This is a genomic window from Acetobacter musti, assembly GCF_011516835.1.
GTDB lineage: Bacteria > Pseudomonadota > Alphaproteobacteria > Acetobacterales > Acetobacteraceae > Acetobacter > Acetobacter musti.
The window spans coordinates 148,589-168,212 of sequence record NZ_WOTB01000004.1 but is presented as its reverse complement, the minus strand read 5'-3'; the positions used below and the strand labels follow the sequence as shown (position 1 = coordinate 168,212).

Genomic DNA, 19,624 nt, shown 5'->3' with positions numbered 1-19,624 from the left:
AGACCGGCCCGGAAAAACCGGGTCCGGCAAAGGTCGCAGACCTTTGCAGACCCTTTGCTGAATCAGCCAGGATCTGAAGGCAGCGCCCTGCCCCCCTCACTGAGGAGACAGACACATGGATGAAAAACTCTCCGCCGTTCTCGACCTCTATCACGAACGGATGCGCGCCGAACGCAGCCAGCCCCGCACCGAACCACCCGGCGGCCGTGACGGCGGCCAGGATCAGCGCATGCGCGCCATCGGCCCCGACACAGGGCAGCTGATGAACATCCTCGCCCGCAGCCTCGACAAACCCACCATTCTCGAACTCGGCACATCCTTCGGCTATTCCGGCCTCTGGCTCGCCGACGCCGCCCGCAGCACAGGCGGAAAACTCATCACCATGGAACTGCACGGCTACAAATCAGCCTACGCCCGTGACATGGCGGAAAAAGCCGGCCTCGCCGACTATATCGATCACCGCGTCGGCGATGCCGTACAGATGATCGGCGACCTCACGGAGCCGCTCGATTTCGTCTTCGTCGATCTCTGGAAAGATCTCTACGTCCCGTGCCTGGAGGCCTTTTACCCAAAGCTCGCCCCGGGCGCGATCATCGTCGCCGACAACATGATCCGCCCCGGCACGGAAGACGTTAAAAAATACAGCCGCGCCATTCGCGCAAAACCCGATATCAGCAGCGTCCTGCTGCCCGTCGGCACCGGCATTGAAGTCAGTCGTTTTAAGGCGGACTGACGCCTCGGGGCTCTGCCCTGAAACCCGCAAAGGGACGCAGTCCCTTTGATCCCGGTCTGTTTACATCAGCAGAGGGCCGCATCTGCTGCGGGAGCTTGGAACGGGGCCGCGAAACGGTCCTCAGTCCGGCACGCTGCCCAGAACCTCGCAGGCATGGGCCAGCTTATCAGCCGGATTATGCGTCTCGCAGAGACGGCGCGCATCCGGGCCGCACATCTCGATCGCATTCTCATAATCGGATTCGAGCACATCCTGCGCGACGGCAAGATCCTGATCCTTCGTTCGCTCCTGCTCCGCCTCCAGCTTGCCCTGCGTTTCGTGCAGCTCCTTCAGCGCGCCGATACAGGCCTCACTGGCCTGATCCGGCATCGTCTGAAGCACAGCAAGCTCTTTCTGCAACTGGGCATTGGGCACAGTACTGCTGCTGTGACCTTCGGACAGATCGTCGTCAGCCAGAGCCGGCGCGGAGAAAAAAACAGCAATCAGACAAAGACTGAACAGGCGGGCTTTCACGTTTTGGCCTCTTTACAGGTCAGTTGCGCGGTCACCCGCCTACTGAGATTGTTTTAACTTCATCACGAAACATGGGGAAGCTCCCCCTTCGTCATGTCACACCGGCGTCATGTCACAGCGGCGCCATGCCAAAGCGGCACGAACCAGGACCGGAACGCCGGAAAAGAAACACCGGACGCAGAAACATCCGACCTGAGACGCTGACCAGAGAAACCGGCCAGAGAAATCCGAACACCGGAACGCGAACACCGGAACCATACAGCAGGGACATATAGACTGGCAGGCGGCCAGGCCCCGGCATCCCCGATGATCCGTTCACAGTAAGGCGACCACATTCCCTCTCCCGGCTCCCGATACGGGGCAAGGGGCCACGCCGGTATTTCAGCTCTCAGTCCGATTTTTATTCCGTAATGGTTTCAGGAGACTTTATGTCCAGCATTTCCCGCCGCGCCCTTTTCTGCTCGACCGTCAAAGCCACCGGCGCTCTCGCCGCCGCCTCCGCCCTCGCCGCCTGCACAGCCACAACCAGCGGCGGCACAACAACCTACACCGTCAACGTCGCGAAACTCCTGTCCATCATCAGCAGCATCGAAGCAGGCCTGACGGAAATCGCCACCTCCGCCACCGTCACCGGCATCATCGGCGCAGCCAACGTCACGAAACTCACCGCCGCCATCAGCTCGGTCAGCGACGTCACAGCCCAGGTCGCCGCAACGGCAGCCAGCACCGTCAGCCTCACCGTCGCCCAGAGCTGGATCGCCACCGCCGAAAGCGCGGTCGAAGCCGCCATCGGCATCCTGCAGGACTTCCAGAGCGTCCTCCCGTCGCAGGCCAATCTGATCATTCAGGCCGTCGCCGCTCTGCTCCCCGCCCTGGAAGCCCTGATCGGCGCCGTGTCGGCCTCCGCCACCACCCTGAGCCCCGCCCAGGCCCAGAACATCATCGCCCAGGGCCTCTGAAACTCCCCCACCCCTCGCAGATAAAAAGGGATCAAAGGGGCCACGCCCCTTTGCGGGTTTCAGGGCAGCACCCTGAAATAAAAACAGTTACCCCGGGGGCTTTGCCCCGGACCCCACAAAGGGACACGCTCCCTTTGATCCCGGTTTGTTAGCGCGAACAGAGTTGCAGGCCGGAGCCCCGTTCGGTCTCCCGTCGATAAAATCCATAAACGACCCAAGCCCCGCCCCGGCTGGCATTGTCGCCATCGCTCGACTATGCAGGATCGTCCCGGCACAAAGCCCACCGCCTCCGCCGGGTCTGTCCGAAGCAGTCGCGAGTTCTCAATGCCCACAGCCCTGATCACCGGAATTACAGGCCAGGACGGCGCCTATCTCAGCCAGCTCCTGCTCTCGAAAGGCTACCGCGTGGTCGGCCTGCTGCGCCGCTCCGCCAGCGCCGACGTCGTCGGCCTGCGCCTGCACTGGCTCGGAATCGCCGATAAAGTCGAACTCGTCGACGGTAACCTCACCGACCTCTCCAGCCTGATCCGCATCGTCCAGGACGTAAAGCCCGACGAGGTCTACAATCTCGCCGCCCAGAGCTTCGTCGCCGCCTCCTGGCAACAGCCCCTCCTGACCGGCACCGTCACCGGCATGGGCGCCGCGAACGTCCTGGAAGCCGTCCGGATCGTAAATCCCGCCATCCGCTTCTATCAGGCCTCCTCCTCGGAAATGTTCGGCAAGATCCAGGATAAGGTGCAGTCCGAAAAAACCCCCTTCTACCCCCGCTCGCCTTACGCAGTGGCCAAGCTCTACGCCCACTGGATGACCGTGAACTACCGCGAGAGCTTCGGCCTGCACGCCTCCTCGGGCATCCTCTTCAACCACGAGAGCCCCCTGCGCGGCATCGAATTCGTCACCCGCAAGGTCACGGACGGCGTCGCCCGCATCAAACTCGGCCTCGCGAAATCCCTCGCCCTCGGCAATCTCGACGCCACCCGAGACTGGGGCCACGCCCGCGATTACGTGGAAGCCATGTGGCTCATGCTGCAGCAGGACAAACCGGACGATTACGTCATCGCCACCGGCCGCACCACCAGCATCCGCGAATTCTGCCGCATCGCCTTCAGCCATGCCGGCCTCGACTACGCCGATCACGTCACAACCGACCCCGCCTTCCTCCGCCCGGCGGAAGTCGATGTCCTCCTCGGCGACGCCTCAAAAGCAAAAAACATGCTGGGCTGGACCGCGAAAACCTCCCTCGAAGACATGATCGCCGAAATGGTCGAGGCCGATCTCGCCCGCCACCGCGCGAAACTCGCCGGCTGAACCCGTCATGGCGACGCGGATTCTGGTGACCGGAGCACAGGGTTTTGTCGGACGACATCTGCTGCGCACCCTCCGCCACACCCACTCCGCCTGCACTGTCGAAGCCGGCCGTTTCGACATCACCGACGCAGACGCCGTCACCGAAGCGCTGACCCGCGCCCGCCCGGATCTGTGCTTCCACCTCGCCGCCATCTCCAGCATCGGCGCCGCCCGCAGCGATCCGGACGAGGCATGGACCGTCAATCTCCACGGCACCCTGCGACTCGCCACCACACTCCGGCACGTCTCTCCCGCCGCCACCTTCGTGTTCGCCTCAAGCGCCGAAACCTACGGCGACAGCTTCCGCGGCGGCACCCCTCTCGACGAAACCGCCGCGCTGGCCCCCGCCAACACCTATTCCGCAACAAAAGCAGCCGCCGACCTCGCCCTCGGCGCCCTCGCCCATGAGGGCCTGCGCTGCCTCCGGATGCGCCCCTTCAACCATACCGGCCCCGGCCAGACAGCGGATTTCGTCGTCCCCGCCTTCGCCCGCCAGATCGCCCGCATCGAAGCCGGTCTCCAGGAACCCGTCCTCTCCGTCGGCAATCTCGACGCCGAACGGGATTTCCTCGACGTCCGCGATGTCTGCACAGCCTACGCTGCCTGCCTCAGTCACGCCGCCGAAGCCGGACCCGGCGCCATTCTCAACCTGTGCTCCGGCCACACCCGCTCCATCCGCAGCATCCTCGACGATCTGATCCGCCTGTCCGGCGCCCGCGTGACCGTCCGGACCGACCCGGAAAAACTCCGCCCCGTCGATCTCCCCCGCGCCGCCGGCTCCGCGCAACGCGCCGCCGATCTTCTCGGCTGGCGCCCCTCGATCGCATGGGACGACACCCTCCGCGCCGTCCTCGATGACTGGCGGCAGCGTATCCGTCACGAAGCCTGACCATGAGCGCCAGCCCCCGTTTCTGGATCGACGTCGAAGACCTGTTCGATTACGCGCGCGACAACGCCAGACCGAGCGGAATCCAGCGCGTCGGCGCCGAACTCTGCCTCGCCATGCTCAGCCAGGAGGATTTCTACGACCGCATCGGCTTCCTCCGCCATAACGGCGCCGGCACCGGCTTCGTCTCCGTCCCGTGGGACGACGTCCACGCCCTCTACCGCCGCCTCACCACCGATACCGACACCCCTCCCGTTATCGAAACCGGCAGCACCGCCCGGCACGAACCAGGCCGCCTGCGCCGCCTCGCACTCCGCCTGCCGACCCTTCTGCGCATCCCGCTCGGCCGCTTCATCGCCCACCAGACCCAGGCCGCAAAAGACGCCGCCACGCTGTTCCGCGCCTCAGGCCAGATACTCGCCAGCACCGTCCACGCAAAAGAAAAATCCCGCCCCGATCAGGATTTTTCACCATCGCCCGGTGACGTTCTCCTGTCCCTCGGCGCGCCCTGGTCCCACGCCAGCTATGCCTCTCTGTTCCGGAAATGCCGCGAGACATACGGCATGCGGACCGGCCTGCTCATCCACGATCTGATCCCGCTGCTCTGGCCCGAATGGTGCCAGCCCGGCCTGCCCCGCGTCTTCCGGCGCTGGCTGGACGCGCTCCTCCCCGAATGCGACAGGATTTTCGCCGTCTCGCACGCAACGCAGCGCGACATCGCCGCCTATGCCAGCCGCACATCCATCCCGCTGCGTCACCCGGTCAGCGTCATCTCCATGGCGAGCGGTTTCACCACACAGAAAACCGGCACGCCCGCCCCCCCGCGGATCGTCCGTGATCCCGGCCGTTACGTACTCGTCACCGGCACCATGGAAGCCCGAAAGAATCACGCCCTGCTGTTTCGCGTCTGGCGTCGTCTGATCGTCGAAAACCCCGGTAAGGACATCCCGAAACTCGTTTTCGCCGGTTCACCCGGATGGCTCGTGGACGACCTGCTCCGGCAGATCCGCAACAGCAATTTCCTCGACGGTCATCTCATGCTGATCCGCTCGCCCTCCGACGCCGTGATGGATTCGCTCGTCCGGAACAGCCTTTTCACGGTCTTCCCCTCATTCTACGAAGGCTGGGGCCTCCCGGTGACAGAAAGTCTCGCACGCGGACGCCCCTGCCTGATTTCAGACCGCTCATCGCTTCCCGAAGCCGGACAGGGCCTGGCCGACAGCTTCGATCCCGATAACGCCACGGAAGCCCTGGCAAAAATCAGCCGCCTCCTCTTCGATGAGTCCGCCCTCGCAGCCGCCACGGACCGGGTCAGAAAAGAGTTCAGACCAGTTCCCTGGACAACAGCCGCCCGACAGATCCTGACGGCCTTCTGAAAAAACAAAAGTTTTTGGTGAAGCTTTTTTCAAAAAGCTTCAGAGACGCCGCCTTTTTGAAAAAAGGCGGCACCCAAAAACTTTTTATAGTTCAAAACAGATTTCACAAAAAACTGCCCGGAACAAACCGGGACGTGAAGGGGCCGCCGCAAGCAGCCCCGCCGTGTTAACGTACCGCCGGCGCCGGCCCGGACGACCGGCGGATAAACGCCGCGACGTTATCATGAAGCTGCTTCAGCGCCGCTTCGTTCGCATAAACCATATGCCCCGACTCATACTGCGCAAACTCAATATTCTTCCGAAGCTTTTCCGGAACCGGCACATGCTTCATCTCGTAAATCCCCTCGTAATAGGGCGTCGCGAGATCGAAGAACCCGGCGTTCAGCATCACCTTCAGCGTCGGATTCGTTTTCATGGCATAGGCCAGATCCGGAATCACGTTGGGCGCTCCATCGGATTTACCCATGCCCGGAACAGAATGCTTCGTCTCCCAGTCGGCATTGATCCCGGCCAGATAGCTCTGCCCCTGCCCGAATCCCAGAACCTTGCGGGAATAATCGTTAAACGCCGAAACATAGGCTGAACTGATCGCCGAGGACTGCGGATCATATTCCGCGCTCTCACTCATCGGATCGAGCGTCGGGCCGGAAAAGCGCGTATCAAGCCGCCCCGTCGTGGTGTCCGTATCCCCCTGAAGCGTCTTCTCGAACTCGCCACCATCAATCCGCAGATCAGCCCGCAGAATGTAGTCCACCGGAAGCCCCGTATAATCATGCAGCCGGTCGGCGATCGCCTTACGCCGCTCCGCACTCAGATCGGAACCCTCCTGCAGGGCCAGCAGATAGTCCGTACTGGCGAACTTCTCCACCTCCGCCAGGAACGGCCGCAGCGCCCCCGTATGCGCCGGCAGCCGATGATGATACCACGCCGTCGCGGCATAGGTCGGCAAAGCCAGAACATAAGGCTGATCGTTTCCCGGATTCATCCTTGGCTCATCAGCATTGTTGTCATAGCTGAGAATCTGGGACAGCAGAATCACACCATTGAAATCGATGTTGTCATCGGTCTGAAGATCATTGACAACCACCGCCGAACGCAGCGTCCCGTAGCTCTCGCCAAACAGATATTTCGGTGAGTTGTACCGTCCGTAAACAGCCAGAAACTGCGTGATGAAATTCGCAAACGCCCGGCCGTCCGCATCCACGCCCCAGAAGGATTTTTTCTTATCCTTGCCCGTGATCCGCCCGAACCCCGTGCCCGGCGCATCGATGAACACAAGATCGCTGACATCCAGAAGACTGGAATCGTTGTTGATCAGCTGATACGGCGCCGCGGGATCATGCGAGTCGTTCATCGTCACAATCCGGCGCGGTCCGAACGCCCCCATATGCAGCCAGACAGTCGCCGAACCCGGCCCTCCATTATAGACAAAGGTGATGGGCCGGTCTTCCGCTTTCGCATCCTTCCGGAAATACGCGACATAGAACATCGCCGCCGTCGCATCCGGATTGCCGTCGTCGGATTTCGCGTCCGGTTTCGCATCCGGCTTCACACCCGTCCGGGCCGCCAGAACACTGGCGGAATCGTCCCACCCCTCCGGATGAACGATCAGCGTCCCCGCGACCGCGCGATAATCGATCCGCTTCCCCCCGACCGTCACGCTCCCCGACGATTCATGCCGCGCCGGAATCTCCCGCGCCATATCGGTGGCGGAATCACCCTCCGTCTGATGCGCCGGCACGGACGAATCCGCCGCGCGGGCCGGAAGCGAACCACCCGGAAGAACACCTGAAAAAACGCCCGACAGAACGACGGACATCAGGGAAACAGAGAGACCAGACGTCAGAAAGCGACGCGAACGCATATTCGGCAACGACCACACTCCTTAGAATCATCCCTCCTATACCCTCACTCGCCAGCGGCGGGAAACCGGCCCCGCACGATCACAACCCCGCCAGAGACCGCCCCGGACCCCGTTCCAGACCCCACCCCCGGTCTTGACTTCGACGCCCTCCATGGTGCCAATCCCGCGCATGCGTATCGCCTATGTGATCAATTCACTTGAAGGCGGAGGCGCGGCCTTTCCGGTCCCCTCCATCACCGGCGTCTTCCGTGAAGCCGGGCACGAAGTGGCCATCTTCGCTCTCGCCCGGCGCGACGGCCTCGCGGAGCCCCCCATGCGCGCCGCCGGGCTGGACGTCTTCACCTGCACCGCCGGACTGCACGACCACCTGCGGGCCAGTCTCTGGCTGACGCGGACCCTGCGCGCCTGGCGGCCCACCCATCTCTGGACATCCCTGACCCGCGCCACGATTCTCGGCCAGCAGGCCGGCCGCCGCCTCCGCGTCCCCGTCGCCAGCTGGCAGCACTCCGCCCGGCTGAAGCCAGGAAACCGCCTGCTGCTCCGCGCATTCCGGAATCTGTCCTGCTTCTGGGTCGGCGATTCCCGCTACGTCACCGAAGTCACGCGCACCTCCCTCTCCATCCCCGCCTCCCGCCTCGCCTGCTGGCCGATCTTCTGCGCAAAGCCTTCCGCGCCACAGGCCAGACCATGGACACCCGGAGAAACCATCCGGCTCGGCTCGCTCGGACGCCTCCACCCGGTCAAAGGCTACGCCGAACTCCTGCACGCCATCGCACGCCTGAAAACAGCGGATCTCCCCCGCTTCGAACTGATCATCGCCGGCGAGGGACAGCAGCGCGCCGAACTCGAAGCCATCATCGCCCGGCACGGCCTCGCCGACCGCGTCCACCTGCCCGGCTTCACCGCCCGCACGAACGAATTTCTGACCAGCCTGCACCTCTATCTGCAGCCCTCCCGCTGGGAAGGCTTCTGCATCGCCGCCCATGAAGCCATGCTCGCCGGCCTCCCCGTCATCGGCTCGCAGGTCGGCGAAATGAATTACTCCATCGAGGACGGCCTCACCGGCTGGCACGTTCCCCCCGAAGACCCCGCGGCCCTCGCAGCGGCCCTGCACCACGCCCTGCAGAAACCGGACGCCCTGGCAGGAATGGGAACGCAGGCGCGTGAACTCGTTCTGTCACGCTATGGCGAGGAAATTTTCAGAAAAACAGGCTTCTCATTGCTGGAACGTCTGGAACGATCCTCACCGGCGTAACAGTCTTTCGGACCGTAGCCCGCACCCCACAACAATCCCTGAAAAAACAAAAGTTTTTGGTGAAGCTTTTTTCAAAAAGCTTCAGAGAACGCCGCCTTTCTGAAAAAAGACGGCCCCCGGAAACTTTTATTATTTTTTATCAAAAGCTTATCGCAAAGTATTCTCCGGATCTGACTGAGGCAGGCAGATGGCCGGAACTCAAAAACTCTCATAACATCATCAGTCTGTTATGAGAGTTTTTGTACATTTAAGGCTTTTGAAACAGCCTCTAATGGACCTGCTTCGCAGGCGGCAGCTTCCGGCTCAGCAGATCGACAATCTTCTGCTCCAGACGCGGAACATCCACACTCCGCACCACAACCTCCTTCTGCTCATCCATGTCCGGCTGATAACCCGGCCGCCAGGACAGCATATCGCCATACCCTGCCCCGAACTGACTGTTCACATCCACATAAAGCTCCTCACTCTTCGTGATCAGCTTCGGATCGAGCCAGACCGCCGCCGCAATCTCATCCCAGAGCGGGAAACCCGGCTGCTTCCGCTTCACCGCATCCGCGAAAGCCGGATTAGCCGCCGCCAGACGACGCAGAAGCTCCGGCGTCACCTCCGTCGCCGTCGACGGGTCCACCGGAACCGACACAATCCGCTTCCACGGCGCCCGGAAAACAATGCTCGCCGCTTCCGGATCAAAGCGGAAATTGAACTCCCGCCGCGGAGAATTGGCAAACTCCCGCGCAAACTCCGCCGCCGCATTATCGCCCCGGACCTGCTGCGGATTCAGACTGCCCCCCATATAGACCAGCTCCTTCGCCAGCCCGGCAAAGGACGGATCAATCCGCTGCGCCAGCGCCAGATCCGTCATCGGCCCCGTCGCAATGATCGTCACCTGCCCCGGAAACTCATGAACCTTGCGGATCATGAACAGAACCGCCGACTCATCGGACGCCTTCGTCACCGGATTCCCCTCCGGCAGATCCGGCACCACATCCGGCGCATGATAGGACAGCAGACCCTGCGCGGTCGGCTCGACCCACTGCTTCATCCACGCGCCTTTCCAGACCAGCTTCCCGTAAAGCGCCTCCCAGCGATCCGTCAGCTTCTCCGAATTCAGCAGCGGATAAACAGCGCCTTTCAGAACCGGAACATCCGTGCGATGCGCAATCTCAACACCCCGCAGCGCCTGCGCCACCCCCTCGTCACGCCAGACATCGCCACTGACCACCGCAATCCCGAGCACATCCACACCCGGCGCCTGCAACAGCATCCACTGGGCAAGACCAAACCCGTCATCGTCCACGATCACCTTGCGGGCCGGCTCCGCCGCCGCAGACACGCCAGCCGCCACACCGGATACGGACAGACAAAGCCCCATCGCCAGCCCGAAAGCCAGCCGCCTCACGCTCCGCATCTCAGCCCTCACCGCCGGCATCCGCGGAACATTTCGTATAACGCCCTTTCGCATCACGACACTTCACCGGCTTCTTCGGCGGACACTTCGTAAACTTGCCCTTGTCGTCCCGGCACGGCGCCGCATCCGCCGTCCCGACCAGCACAGACGGCGCAACCGCCGCCGTCCCGATCACCAGTGCCAGAAACCCCGAAAAAAGCCCTGCCTTCATGAAAGATAACCCTCTGCCCATCTGGTCTGTCCAGGCCCGCCACAAAACCGTTTCGAACCCGTCCTCATCCCGGACGATGCCCGAGGACCACACCGCCCGCAAGGCGCGATCGTCCCGACTTCGTGACGATCGCAGAACCGGTGTATAACCGCCGGAACAACCACCACCCGACAGGGCACCCCCGACAGAGTACCCGGAGAGCGCCCGGCCCCCGGCGAGACAACCGCGAGTGAGACACCGTTGAACTACCGACACGCCTACCACGCCGGCAACTTCGCCGACGTCATGAAACACGCCCTGCTCGCCGCCCTCATCGGCGCGCTCCGCCGCAAGGCCACCCCGTTCGCCGTCCTCGACACCCACGCCGGCATCGGCGCCTACGACCTCTCCGGACCGCAGGCCCAGGCCACCGGCGAATGGCGCGACGGCATCGGCCGCCTGCTGGACACCAGCCCGGACGCGCCCGACCTCGCCCCCCTGCAACCCTGGCTCACCATCGTCCGCGACACCATCCGCGCCCATCACGGCAAACTCGTCTACCCCGGCTCCCCCGAACTGGTGGCAAAACTCCTCCGCCCCGGCGACACCCTCACCTGCTGCGAACTCCACCCCGAAGACCAGCGCAGCCTCAGAGCCCTGTTCCGCAACAATCACGCCGTCTCCGTCCACGCCCGCGACGGCTACAGCGCCCTCACCGCCTTCCTCCCGCCCCGCACGGCGAAACGCGGCCTCACCCTCATGGACCCGCCCTTCGAACAGGGCGACGAATTCGCCCGCCTGGCCAACGCCATCATCACCGCCCGAACCCGCTTCCCCGGCGGCATCGTCGCCGCCTGGTACCCGATCAAACACCGCGCCCCGCCCCGCGCCTTCCTGAACAGGCTGAAAGACGCCGGCCAGCGCAATCTGCTCACCGCCGAACTTACCCTCCGCCCGCCACTCGACCCGACCAGACTGAACGGATGCGGCCTGCTCATCGCAAATCCCCCCTGGCAGTTTGAAGACGAAGCCCGTTCCATTCTCGGCGCCCTGCGCCCATATCTCGCGGAAGACGAAACAGAAACCAGCGTGGAATGGGCCGTGGAATGGGTCGTACCGGAATGAAACGGATCGCCGTCATCGGCGCAGGATCATGGGGCCTCGCGCTGGCCCTCCAGGCCGCCCGCACCGGCGCGGACGTGCATCTCCAGGCCCGCAACCCTGCCGCCCGCCTGCCGAACGGCGCCATGCCCCGCCTCCCCGATCACCCGCTCCCCGACCTGATCCGTATCAGCGGCGACAGACCCGAACACGCCGACATGCTCCTCATCGCCACGCCGATGCAGTATCTCCCGGCCACCCTCGCCCGGATCGAAGCCACCGCCCCCATCGTCCTCTGCTGCAAAGGCGTCGAACCCCACAGCCTGCGCTTCCCGCTCGACATCCTGCGCGACATCCACCCCGAAGCCACCGCCGCTGTCCTCTCAGGCCCCAATTTCGCGCACGAAATCGCCGCCGGTCTCCCCGCCGCCGCCGTCATCGCCTCAGAGACACCCGGCCTCGCCCGCGCGCTCGCGGACATGCTGGGAACGCCCTCATTCCGCCTCTACGACAGCGCGGACACAGCCGGCGTCCAGCTCGGCGGCGCGGCGAAAAACGTCATCGCCATCGCAGCCGGCGCCACCATCGGCGCCGGTCTCGGTGAAAACGCCCGCGCCGCCCTCGTCACACGCGGCCTGGCCGAAATCAGCCGGCTCGCGGCCGCCCTCGGCGGCACCCCGGCAACAATCGCCGGCCTGGCAGGCATGGGAGACCTCCTGCTGACCTGCACCGGAAACGCATCGCGAAACTTCCGCACCGGCCTCGCCCTTGGCTCCGGCCTGACACTGGACGAAACCCTCTCCACCCTGGGCGGCGTCGCGGAAGGCGTCCCCACCGCCGGCGCCCTCGCCGAACTCGCACGGACCAGAACCGTCCCGGTCCCCGTCATCGACGCCGTCGCCGATCTCGTCTCCGGCGCAATCACCGTCGGAAACGCCATCGAACGTCTGCTCGCACGCCCCGTCGGCGAAGAATATCCGGCCGGATAATCCGCCCCAAAGCACGACAGCTTCTCATGAAAAAAACAACAACAGGACGAAAGATCGAAATATACGGATTTTCCAAAAAGAGAAACCCGCAACGAATATCAATAAGAAAGATATATTATTAAAATACAATCGCCATATATTTCCTGAATGTACAAATTTGCACGCATGAAATCACCTTTTATTAAACATAATTACCAACACATAACACGATGTAATTCAAAGAAAGAATAAAAATCACACATCACCATGAATTCGATCCCGTTTGCAGAGCGATTATGCTGAAATTAAGGCATTACGACCCTGAAATTCCGCCATGATGAAAAGTTAATCCGAGACAGTCCGGCAACACTATGATAGACGAGCCTCCAACTGGTTTCAACCCGGTACACGCGGATGCTTCCGCAACCAGAGGTGGAAGCCCGTTTGTGTTTACTGGAGACTGTTCCATGAAATCATCCCGTCTTTTCGCGGCCCTGTCCCTGATCGCCCTCACCGGCGCGTCAGCCGTCCCTGCTTTCGCGCAGACCGCCACAGCCGAGCCGCCGCCGGCCGCCCCTGCGGAAACAGCACCGGCAACCACGACCGCGCCGGCCACGGACGCAACCGCCGCGCCCGCCACCACGTCGGAAGAAACCGATACGTCAAAAAAGAAGACCCGCAAGCACCACGGCAAGCATCACCACAAGAAGAAAAAAGCCGCCTCGACGGAAGACACGTCAACGACATCTTCCCCGAACTGAGACTGCCGACACCTCTTCCCCGCTCCGCGCGGGAAAACGGTGCAGAGAAAGGCCGGGATATCCCCGGCCTTTTTTGCGTTTACAGCTTTTGCAGACACGTGGGTTACAGCCCGGCAGTTTTCCGGGGCCTTGCCCCGAACCCCACAAAGGGACGCAGTATCCTGAAAACATAAAGAAGTTTTTGGGTGCCGCCTTTTTTCAAAAAGGCGGCGTCTTCTGAAGCTTTTTGAAAAAAGCTTCACCAAAAACTTTTATCAGTTTTATCGCGACATACCCGACCGACCCAGCGCATACCCCTACTGAACCCACACCTTCGAAAACAGCAGCCCGTACACATTCGTATAGAAAAAATTCCCCAGCCGGCGTGACGTCAGCGACACCACATTCATTTCAATAACCGGCGCAATCGGCGACAGCCGCATCACACGCGCATCCGCCTCACGCCAGAGCTCCAGCGTCTGCTCAGCCGACAGCGAAACATCCGATTTCGCCCGGTCCATCACCGCCTGCACGGCCCGGTCGCAAAACCCCGGCATATTGACCGAACTGTCCGAACCCGGATGAAAATTCTCACACCCCAGCAGCGCATCGAGAAAATTCGACGGCGAGGGATAATCCGCCGCCCAGCTCTTCAGAGAAATCTGCACATGATTCGCGCTGTTCTGAATATAGGGAAACATAATCCCCGGACTCAGCGCCCTCACCGAAGCCCGGTAGCCAATCTCCTCCAGCGTGTCTCGCATGTAGTTCCCCATCGCAAGATCAACACTGCCATTGGAGACAATCACCGTAACTTTCTGACCGGCAGTGCCGCTTTCCCGAACCAGAGCCTTCGCCCGCTCCAGGTCGGGAGCCTGCCACCGGGCCGCCGGATGCCCGAAATCAGCCCCGGCGGAATACGGACAAAGCTCCACATGCCCCTGAATCGCGGACGGAATCATGTCACAGAGCGGCCGGGCCAGCGCGGAACCGCCATAGAAAATGACCATCGCCTTACGCCCCATGGCATAATTCACAGCCTGCCGCGCCTTCTCGTTCGAGAACGGCGGAATATTGACATTCATCGGCGCAAAGTAAGCAACCGGATGCGGACTCACATGCGTCTGGCTGGTAAAACGCGCCCCCAGCTCACCAAGCCGGTCCAGCGGAAGCTGGTCATACATCCAGTCATACTGACCATTTTCCACCGCCGTCACCGCACTCTCGTCCGGAATCCCGAACGTATACTCGATCCGGTCCGCATAACCGTCCGGCTGCGCATCCCCGCTCCAGAGCCGGAACCACGGATTGCGCTCCAGCCTCATCCCGCCATTCGGATCATAGGACACAATCCGGTAAGGCCCCGTCCCGGCCACCGGAGTGTTCCCGATATCATGATCCGGCGTCCCGGCCGGAAGAATACTGGCATGCGTGAACGCCAGCTTCTGCAAAAATTCATTATCCGGCGCGGTCAGATGAAAAGTAACCGTGTTCCGCTCCGCATCCGTGACCACGCCGCCCTCCAGCATGCACCGCTCCGGAGCCTTCATGCAGAGATCCGCACCGACAATCGCCGAATAAAACGCCCCCGCCGTCGGAGAGCCGATCCGGAACAGACGCCGCATCGAGGCCGCAACATCCGCAACCGTCACCTCCCGCCCGTCCGAAAACCGGACGCCCCGCCGCAGCGTAAACACCCACGTCCGGCCACCATCCCGCGGCACAGGCAAAGCCTCCGCGAGATCCGCCACGACATCATTGCCGGAATCGCCCAGGGATTTGCGAAACCCCGTCAGCCCGTCATACACATTCGCAAACAGATCGATATACTGCGCGGAATAGTTGATCTGCGGATCAAGCGTGCCGGCAGAAGCGGACGCCACCAGCCGCAACGTGCCCCCGCGATGCCCCGCATCTGCCCCGGGGACATTTCCCGCGTCCGCCGCCCGCGCCACCCCGGTCAGCGCAGCCACCGCACCGCAAAACACGAGCGCAATACAGGCCCTTCCCGGACCAGCCTTACGCCGCATCCGCCGCTCCGCTCCCCTCAGCACCCCCCGGCCAGCCGCCGCACCCCTTCACACCCGGACCCCGCGCCCGATCCGCCGGATCGTCCCGGCCACCGTCGCCGCCAGCATCCGGTACGCCTGCGCCGCCTCGCTCTCCGGCGCTCCGATCGTAATCGGCACCCCGCTGTCCGCGCTCATCCGGATATCCGCCAGCAGCGGAATCTCACCCAGAAACGGCACATTCAGCCGCATCGCCTCGTCCCGCGCCCCGCCATGCCCGAACAGCTCCGTCCGGTGCCCGCAGTTCGGACAGCAGAAATAGGACATGTTTTCCACCAGCCCCAGCACCGGAACCCGCGTCTTCTCAAACATCGCAATCCCGCGCCGCGCATCCAGAAGCGCAATGTCCTGCGGCGTCGAAACAATGATCGCCCCCGACAGAACCGCCTTCTGCGCCAGAGTGAGCTGCGCATCCCCCGTCCCCGGCGGCATGTCGATCACCAGCACATCCAGATCGCCCCAGGCCACATCCCCCAGCAACTGGTTGATCGCCCCCATCACCATCGGCCCGCGCCAGATCATCGCCTGCGTCTCGTCCACCAGCATCCCGATCGACATCGCGCTGATCCCCCAGGCCTGAACCGGCATCAGCAGCCCGTCCCGCACCTCCGGCTTCCCGGCCGTGCCCAGCATCCGCGGCAGCGACGGACCATGCACATCCGCATCCATCAGCCCGACCGACAGACCCTCCATCCCGAGCCCGACCGCCAGATTCACCGCCGTCGTGGATTTGCCCACGCCCCCCTTGCCGGACGCCACCGCAATTACAGCGCCAACCTGAGGCAGAAGACGCTCCGCCGGCGCACCCCCCGCACCAGGCTTCCGTCCCACACCACCCAGCGGCCGGTGTCCCCCAGCCGCCTGAGCAGGCGCCGCCGGTGCCGCCCCGGCAGTCCCCCCGCTGGCCGGCCCGGAAGGCGCGTCACGATGTGCGGTCAGCAGAATCGACGCCGTCAGCGGCGCGAACGCCGTCGACAGCGCCTCCTCCGCCCGCGTCACCGTCGGGCCAAGCTGCCGCGCCATGTCGGACGAAACCGCCAGCGTCACCCGCAGACGACCATCCGCGACCTGACAGGCCTCCAGCCGGGCCAGCTCCGGCAGCGGCTTCCCGGTCGCGCCATCCATCATTCCACCAAGAACACGCGCGACGTCTTCCCGTGCAGGAATATGTATCTCCGTCATGACCATGCCCTTTTTCTGTGTCACCGGTTGCGTCCGTCATCCGGCTGTATGGCGAAAATCCGGGTCGCCTGCCAGCCGCGCTTAACAGCCCTGCACGCAATATGGGGCCATCAGAGCGTTATCCGTAGTGTAAGAAAGCGCAACCATGCTGGCCATCCATCCGCCGCCAGCCGATATACAGCGCGGCGCCACCCCCCACCCGGAACAGTGCACGCGCAGGACAGGATATGACGCTCTCGCCCTCCTCCGTCTCCTTATCCGCTTCCGGGACAGACCGCTCCGCGCCACCGGACGCGGCCACAGGCGCCGACAGGCGCCCCGCCGCGCCCGGAACGGCGCCAGCAGACAGTGCGACGGACAGTAAAGCAGCGGCGGGCAAAGCAGCGACCGGTAAAGCCGCAGACACGAACCCGGCCTCCGCGCCGGCGGACAGAACCCGCACCCGCGACCACCGCGTCGACGCCCTGCGCGGCCTCGCCCTGCTCATGATGTTCGTCGACCACATGCCGCAGAACCTGCTCAACCGGCTCACCCTGCGCAATCTTGGCTTCGCCGACGCCGCCGAAATCTTCGTCCTCCTCGCCGGTTACGCCTCCTGGCTCGCCTACGGCCGCGGCTTCCCCAAAAACGGCGCGAAAATCACCGTCATCCGCATCGCCAAACGCTGCGGACGGCTCTATCTCGCCCAGACCCTCATGCTCATCGTCTGCGTCGTCACCATCCGCACCTGGCGCAATTACTCCCCCGTCCCTGTCGATTTCCTCGAACCCGAACTCGCCCACGGCTTCTCCGACCTCTGGCGCGTCCTCCTCCTCGACGCCCTCCCCTCCAACCTCAACATCCTGCCGCTCTATATGGTGCTGCTCGGCGCCTTCCCGCTGCTCTATGTCCTCATCCGCGCCAACCGCTTCCTCGCCCTCGCCCTCAGCATGGCCCTCTGGGCGCTCATCAACATCAACCCGGACATCAACTTCCCCAACTGGCTTGACCCCGACGGCTGGTATTTCGACCCCCTCGCCTGGCAGTTCCTCTTCGTTCTCGGCGCCTCCGCCGCCATCGAGGCCGGCCGCCACAACGGCGATCTCCCCGCCTTCCCCTGGCTGAAAATCGCCTGCGGCCTCTACCTCACCTTCTCCCTCGTCGAAGCCTTCCCCTGGGCGCAGTGGGGCCTCCCCGTCATCGCCCCCCTCGCCGTCCCCTCGCCCGACAAAAGCACCCTCGCCCCGCTGCGCCTGCTCGACGTCATGGCCATCTTCTACCTCGTCCAGTCCTCACCCCTCGCCCGCCGCTTCTCCGAAACCCGCCTCGGCCAGGCCCTCGCCCTCTGCGGCCGCCACTCGCTCGAAGTCTTCACCGTCGGCACCATCCTCGACCTGTTCGGCCGCCTGATCTTCACCACCTTCGGCGACGCCTGGCCTTTCCAGATCGTCATCAACGTCACCGGCCTCGCCATCCTCTACGGCGTCACCGTCGTCTACGAACGCAAACGCAACGAGGCCCGCGCCCGAGCCAGAGCAGCAACGGCAGCCGCGTGAGATGACGCTCCGGTCTCAGGGACTTCGCCCCCGAACCCCCACCAGAGGCCGCAGGCCTCCGGACACCGCTTTTATTCAGACAAACCGGGATCAAAGGGACCACGTCCCTTTGTGGGGTCCGGGGCAAAGCTCCGAAAATCAGCGCCAGTCGCCGCTGCATAACTCCCGCCAGACAGCAGGGCTCCCCCAGCCCCACCCCGCACTCATTCAGCAAACCGGTTTGCAAAGGTCCCCGACCTTTGCCGGGTCCCAGGGCAGCGCCCTGGCCTCTTTTTACGGATCACCACACAGGAACCCCCGCGCATGACGCATTTCCCGCATTTCACCCGCCTCCTCACCGCCGGCGAGCCCGTCCGCATCTGCCTCTTCGGCTCCTCCACCACGGAAGGCGTCGGCGCCAGCACCCCCGACCACGGCTTCGGCCCCGTCTTCGAACGCACCTTCGCCCCCTATGCGCCCGGCGGCCTCACCGTCATCAACCGCGGCATCGGCGGCAACGGCGCCCGCGAAATGCACGACCGCCTTCAGCAGGTCATCGACGACAAAGCCGACCTCGTCATCTGGCAGGGCGGCACCAATGACGCCTGGCAGAACGTCCCGGTCTCCTACTTTATCGACACCACCCGCGACGATCTGAACACCCTCCGCCGCCACGGCAGCGACCTCGCCATGATCGGCCCCCAGTGGTGCAAAATGCTGGAGGAATGCCCCACCTTCCCCCCCTTCCGCGACGCCCCCGCCGCCCTCGCCCTCGAAATGGGAATCCCCTACTTCGACCGGTACACCCGCATGAAATCCTGGTGCGCCGAATACAACGTCACCCGGGAAGACCTCTCCCCCGATAACCTCCACATGCAGGATTTCGGCTACAAACTCCTCGGCGAGTCCGTCGCCCACTGGCTCATCGACCTCACCGGCGCCCCCGGCACCGACGCCAACACCTGACCTTCATCTCCCGGCGGGGACCACTCCGGGGGCTCCGCCCCGAACCCCGCCAAAGGCTCGCCTTTGGAAACCTTTAGGTAATATAATCGGTTTCACCTTTATAGCGGTCAGTCGAATATCATACCCTGGGCATTTCGTCGGCTGACACCGATGGCGGCGAAAACAAGCTGGACGGCATTGAGAAAAAGATGATTTCAGCTTGTCATAACGTATTGCGATGCTCCTGAACTGCCTCAGTCTTCCGAAGAAGCTTCGATTTCGTTTCTCTCTTTTTAAAATGAGAAACGAATTTTACGTGTATTACGGTAGTTCTTCTTTGATAAAATGACCGGAACGACAGTCTGTTCTTTGAACTTTTTGATGAGCAAATCAGCGGTATAAGCTATTGGGAACGCCTTCATTCAGCAAAGGTTCTGCGTCGGCAATACCGGCCCGCTGATCAGTTGTCAGTTACGACGCCGACCTCACCCATCCTCTTTTTCCGCTCCCATTGACCATCACTCCGTGTTCATCTTCCTTCCTGACAAAAAGGAAAAACATCACAGATCGAATG

18 protein-coding genes are annotated in these 19,624 nt (G+C 63.1%); 11 read left to right on the top strand and 7 right to left on the bottom strand.

Features of this window, described 5'->3' with window-relative positions; translation table 11 throughout:
* The first annotated feature begins 115 nt into the window (after positions 1 to 115).
* Complete coding sequence (locus GOB93_RS04805) at positions 116 to 733, top strand: O-methyltransferase (RefSeq protein ID WP_173582352.1); 618 nt, start codon at positions 116 to 118, stop codon at positions 731 to 733.
* A gap of 120 nt (positions 734 to 853) precedes the next feature.
* On the opposite strand, the gene GOB93_RS04800 is transcribed toward GOB93_RS04805, so the two are convergent.
* Positions 854 to 1,246: a hypothetical protein gene (locus tag GOB93_RS04800; protein ID WP_173582351.1), complete on the bottom strand. Its 393-nt coding sequence runs from the start codon at positions 1,244 to 1,246 to the stop codon at positions 854 to 856.
* A gap of 112 nt (positions 1,247 to 1,358) precedes the next feature.
* Positions 1,359 to 1,547 carry a hypothetical protein gene (locus GOB93_RS04795; protein WP_173582350.1) on the bottom strand — a complete coding sequence of 63 codons (189 nt, stop codon included), beginning with the start codon at positions 1,545 to 1,547 and terminating at the stop codon, positions 1,359 to 1,361.
* 127 nt (positions 1,548 to 1,674) lie between these two features.
* Between GOB93_RS04795 and GOB93_RS04790 the strand changes: the two genes are divergently transcribed.
* From GOB93_RS04790 to GOB93_RS04775, 4 genes are all read left to right on the top strand, one after another.
* Positions 1,675 to 2,205: a hypothetical protein gene (locus tag GOB93_RS04790; RefSeq protein WP_173582349.1), complete on the top strand. Its 531-nt coding sequence runs from the start codon at positions 1,675 to 1,677 to the stop codon at positions 2,203 to 2,205.
* 324 nt (positions 2,206 to 2,529) lie between these two features.
* A complete protein-coding gene (gene gmd, locus GOB93_RS04785) occupies positions 2,530 to 3,513 on the top strand; it encodes a GDP-mannose 4,6-dehydratase (protein ID WP_173582348.1) in 984 nt (327 codons plus the stop codon).
* 7 nt (positions 3,514 to 3,520) lie between these two features.
* A complete protein-coding gene (locus tag GOB93_RS04780; RefSeq protein ID WP_173582347.1) occupies positions 3,521 to 4,441 on the top strand; it encodes a GDP-mannose 4,6-dehydratase in 921 nt (306 codons plus the stop codon).
* A gap of 2 nt (positions 4,442 to 4,443) precedes the next feature.
* Positions 4,444 to 5,814 (top strand): glycosyltransferase family 4 protein, encoded by a 1,371-nt coding sequence (locus tag GOB93_RS04775; protein WP_173582346.1) that lies wholly within the window; start codon positions 4,444 to 4,446, stop codon positions 5,812 to 5,814.
* Positions 5,815 to 5,980: 166 nt separating this feature from the next.
* Here GOB93_RS04775 and GOB93_RS04770 read toward each other — a convergent pair whose 3' ends face one another.
* Positions 5,981 to 7,678, bottom strand: coding sequence for a S10 family peptidase (locus GOB93_RS04770; RefSeq protein ID WP_408742361.1), 1,698 nt, complete (start codon positions 7,676 to 7,678; stop codon positions 5,981 to 5,983).
* A 169-nt stretch (positions 7,679 to 7,847) separates the two neighbouring features.
* On the opposite strand from GOB93_RS04770, the gene GOB93_RS04765 reads away from it, so the two are divergent.
* On the top strand, positions 7,848 to 8,933 hold the full coding sequence (locus GOB93_RS04765; RefSeq protein ID WP_173582403.1) for a glycosyltransferase: 1,086 nt from the start codon (positions 7,848 to 7,850) through the stop codon (positions 8,931 to 8,933).
* Positions 8,934 to 9,201: 268 nt separating this feature from the next.
* Here the strand turns inward: GOB93_RS04765 and GOB93_RS04760 are convergent, their stop codons facing one another.
* Positions 9,202 to 10,341, bottom strand: a complete 1,140-nt coding sequence (locus GOB93_RS04760; RefSeq protein ID WP_198912672.1) for a nucleoside hydrolase — start codon at positions 10,339 to 10,341, stop codon at positions 9,202 to 9,204.
* Between the two features lies 1 nt (position 10,342).
* On the bottom strand, positions 10,343 to 10,807 hold the full coding sequence (locus tag GOB93_RS21405) for a hypothetical protein (protein WP_242010538.1): 465 nt from the start codon (positions 10,805 to 10,807) through the stop codon (positions 10,343 to 10,345).
* Here GOB93_RS21405 and GOB93_RS04750 point away from each other — a divergent pair.
* The 3 genes from GOB93_RS04750 to GOB93_RS04740 all read left to right on the top strand — a co-directional run bounded on the left by GOB93_RS04750 (position 10,793) and on the right by GOB93_RS04740 (position 13,361).
* The gene (locus tag GOB93_RS04750) at positions 10,793 to 11,656 is read left to right on the top strand and encodes a 23S rRNA (adenine(2030)-N(6))-methyltransferase RlmJ (protein WP_242010537.1); all 864 of its coding nucleotides are present in this window, start codon (positions 10,793 to 10,795) and stop codon (positions 11,654 to 11,656) included. The two genes, GOB93_RS21405 and GOB93_RS04750, sit on opposite strands and share 15 nt — an antisense overlap.
* Positions 11,638 to 12,621, top strand: a complete 984-nt coding sequence (locus GOB93_RS04745; RefSeq protein WP_408742353.1) for an NAD(P)H-dependent glycerol-3-phosphate dehydrogenase — start codon at positions 11,638 to 11,640, stop codon at positions 12,619 to 12,621. The genes GOB93_RS04750 and GOB93_RS04745 overlap by 19 nt, the downstream gene beginning before the upstream one ends.
* A gap of 446 nt (positions 12,622 to 13,067) precedes the next feature.
* A complete protein-coding gene (locus GOB93_RS04740; protein WP_173582343.1) occupies positions 13,068 to 13,361 on the top strand; it encodes a hypothetical protein in 294 nt (97 codons plus the stop codon).
* Between the two features lie 296 nt (positions 13,362 to 13,657).
* Here the strand turns inward: GOB93_RS04740 and GOB93_RS04735 are convergent, their stop codons facing one another.
* On the bottom strand, positions 13,658 to 15,370 hold the full coding sequence (locus GOB93_RS04735) for an ABC transporter substrate-binding protein (RefSeq protein WP_173582342.1): 1,713 nt from the start codon (positions 15,368 to 15,370) through the stop codon (positions 13,658 to 13,660).
* Between the two features lie 48 nt (positions 15,371 to 15,418).
* Positions 15,419 to 16,591, bottom strand: coding sequence for an Mrp/NBP35 family ATP-binding protein (locus tag GOB93_RS04730; protein ID WP_173582400.1), 1,173 nt, complete (start codon positions 16,589 to 16,591; stop codon positions 15,419 to 15,421).
* Positions 16,592 to 16,818: 227 nt separating this feature from the next.
* Between GOB93_RS04730 and GOB93_RS04725 the strand changes: the two genes are divergently transcribed.
* Positions 16,819 to 18,126: an OpgC family protein gene (locus GOB93_RS04725; protein ID WP_173582341.1), complete on the top strand. Its 1,308-nt coding sequence runs from the start codon at positions 16,819 to 16,821 to the stop codon at positions 18,124 to 18,126.
* 303 nt (positions 18,127 to 18,429) lie between these two features.
* A complete protein-coding gene (locus GOB93_RS04720; protein ID WP_173582340.1) occupies positions 18,430 to 19,071 on the top strand; it encodes an SGNH/GDSL hydrolase family protein in 642 nt (213 codons plus the stop codon).
* Positions 19,072 to 19,624 lie beyond the last annotated feature (553 nt).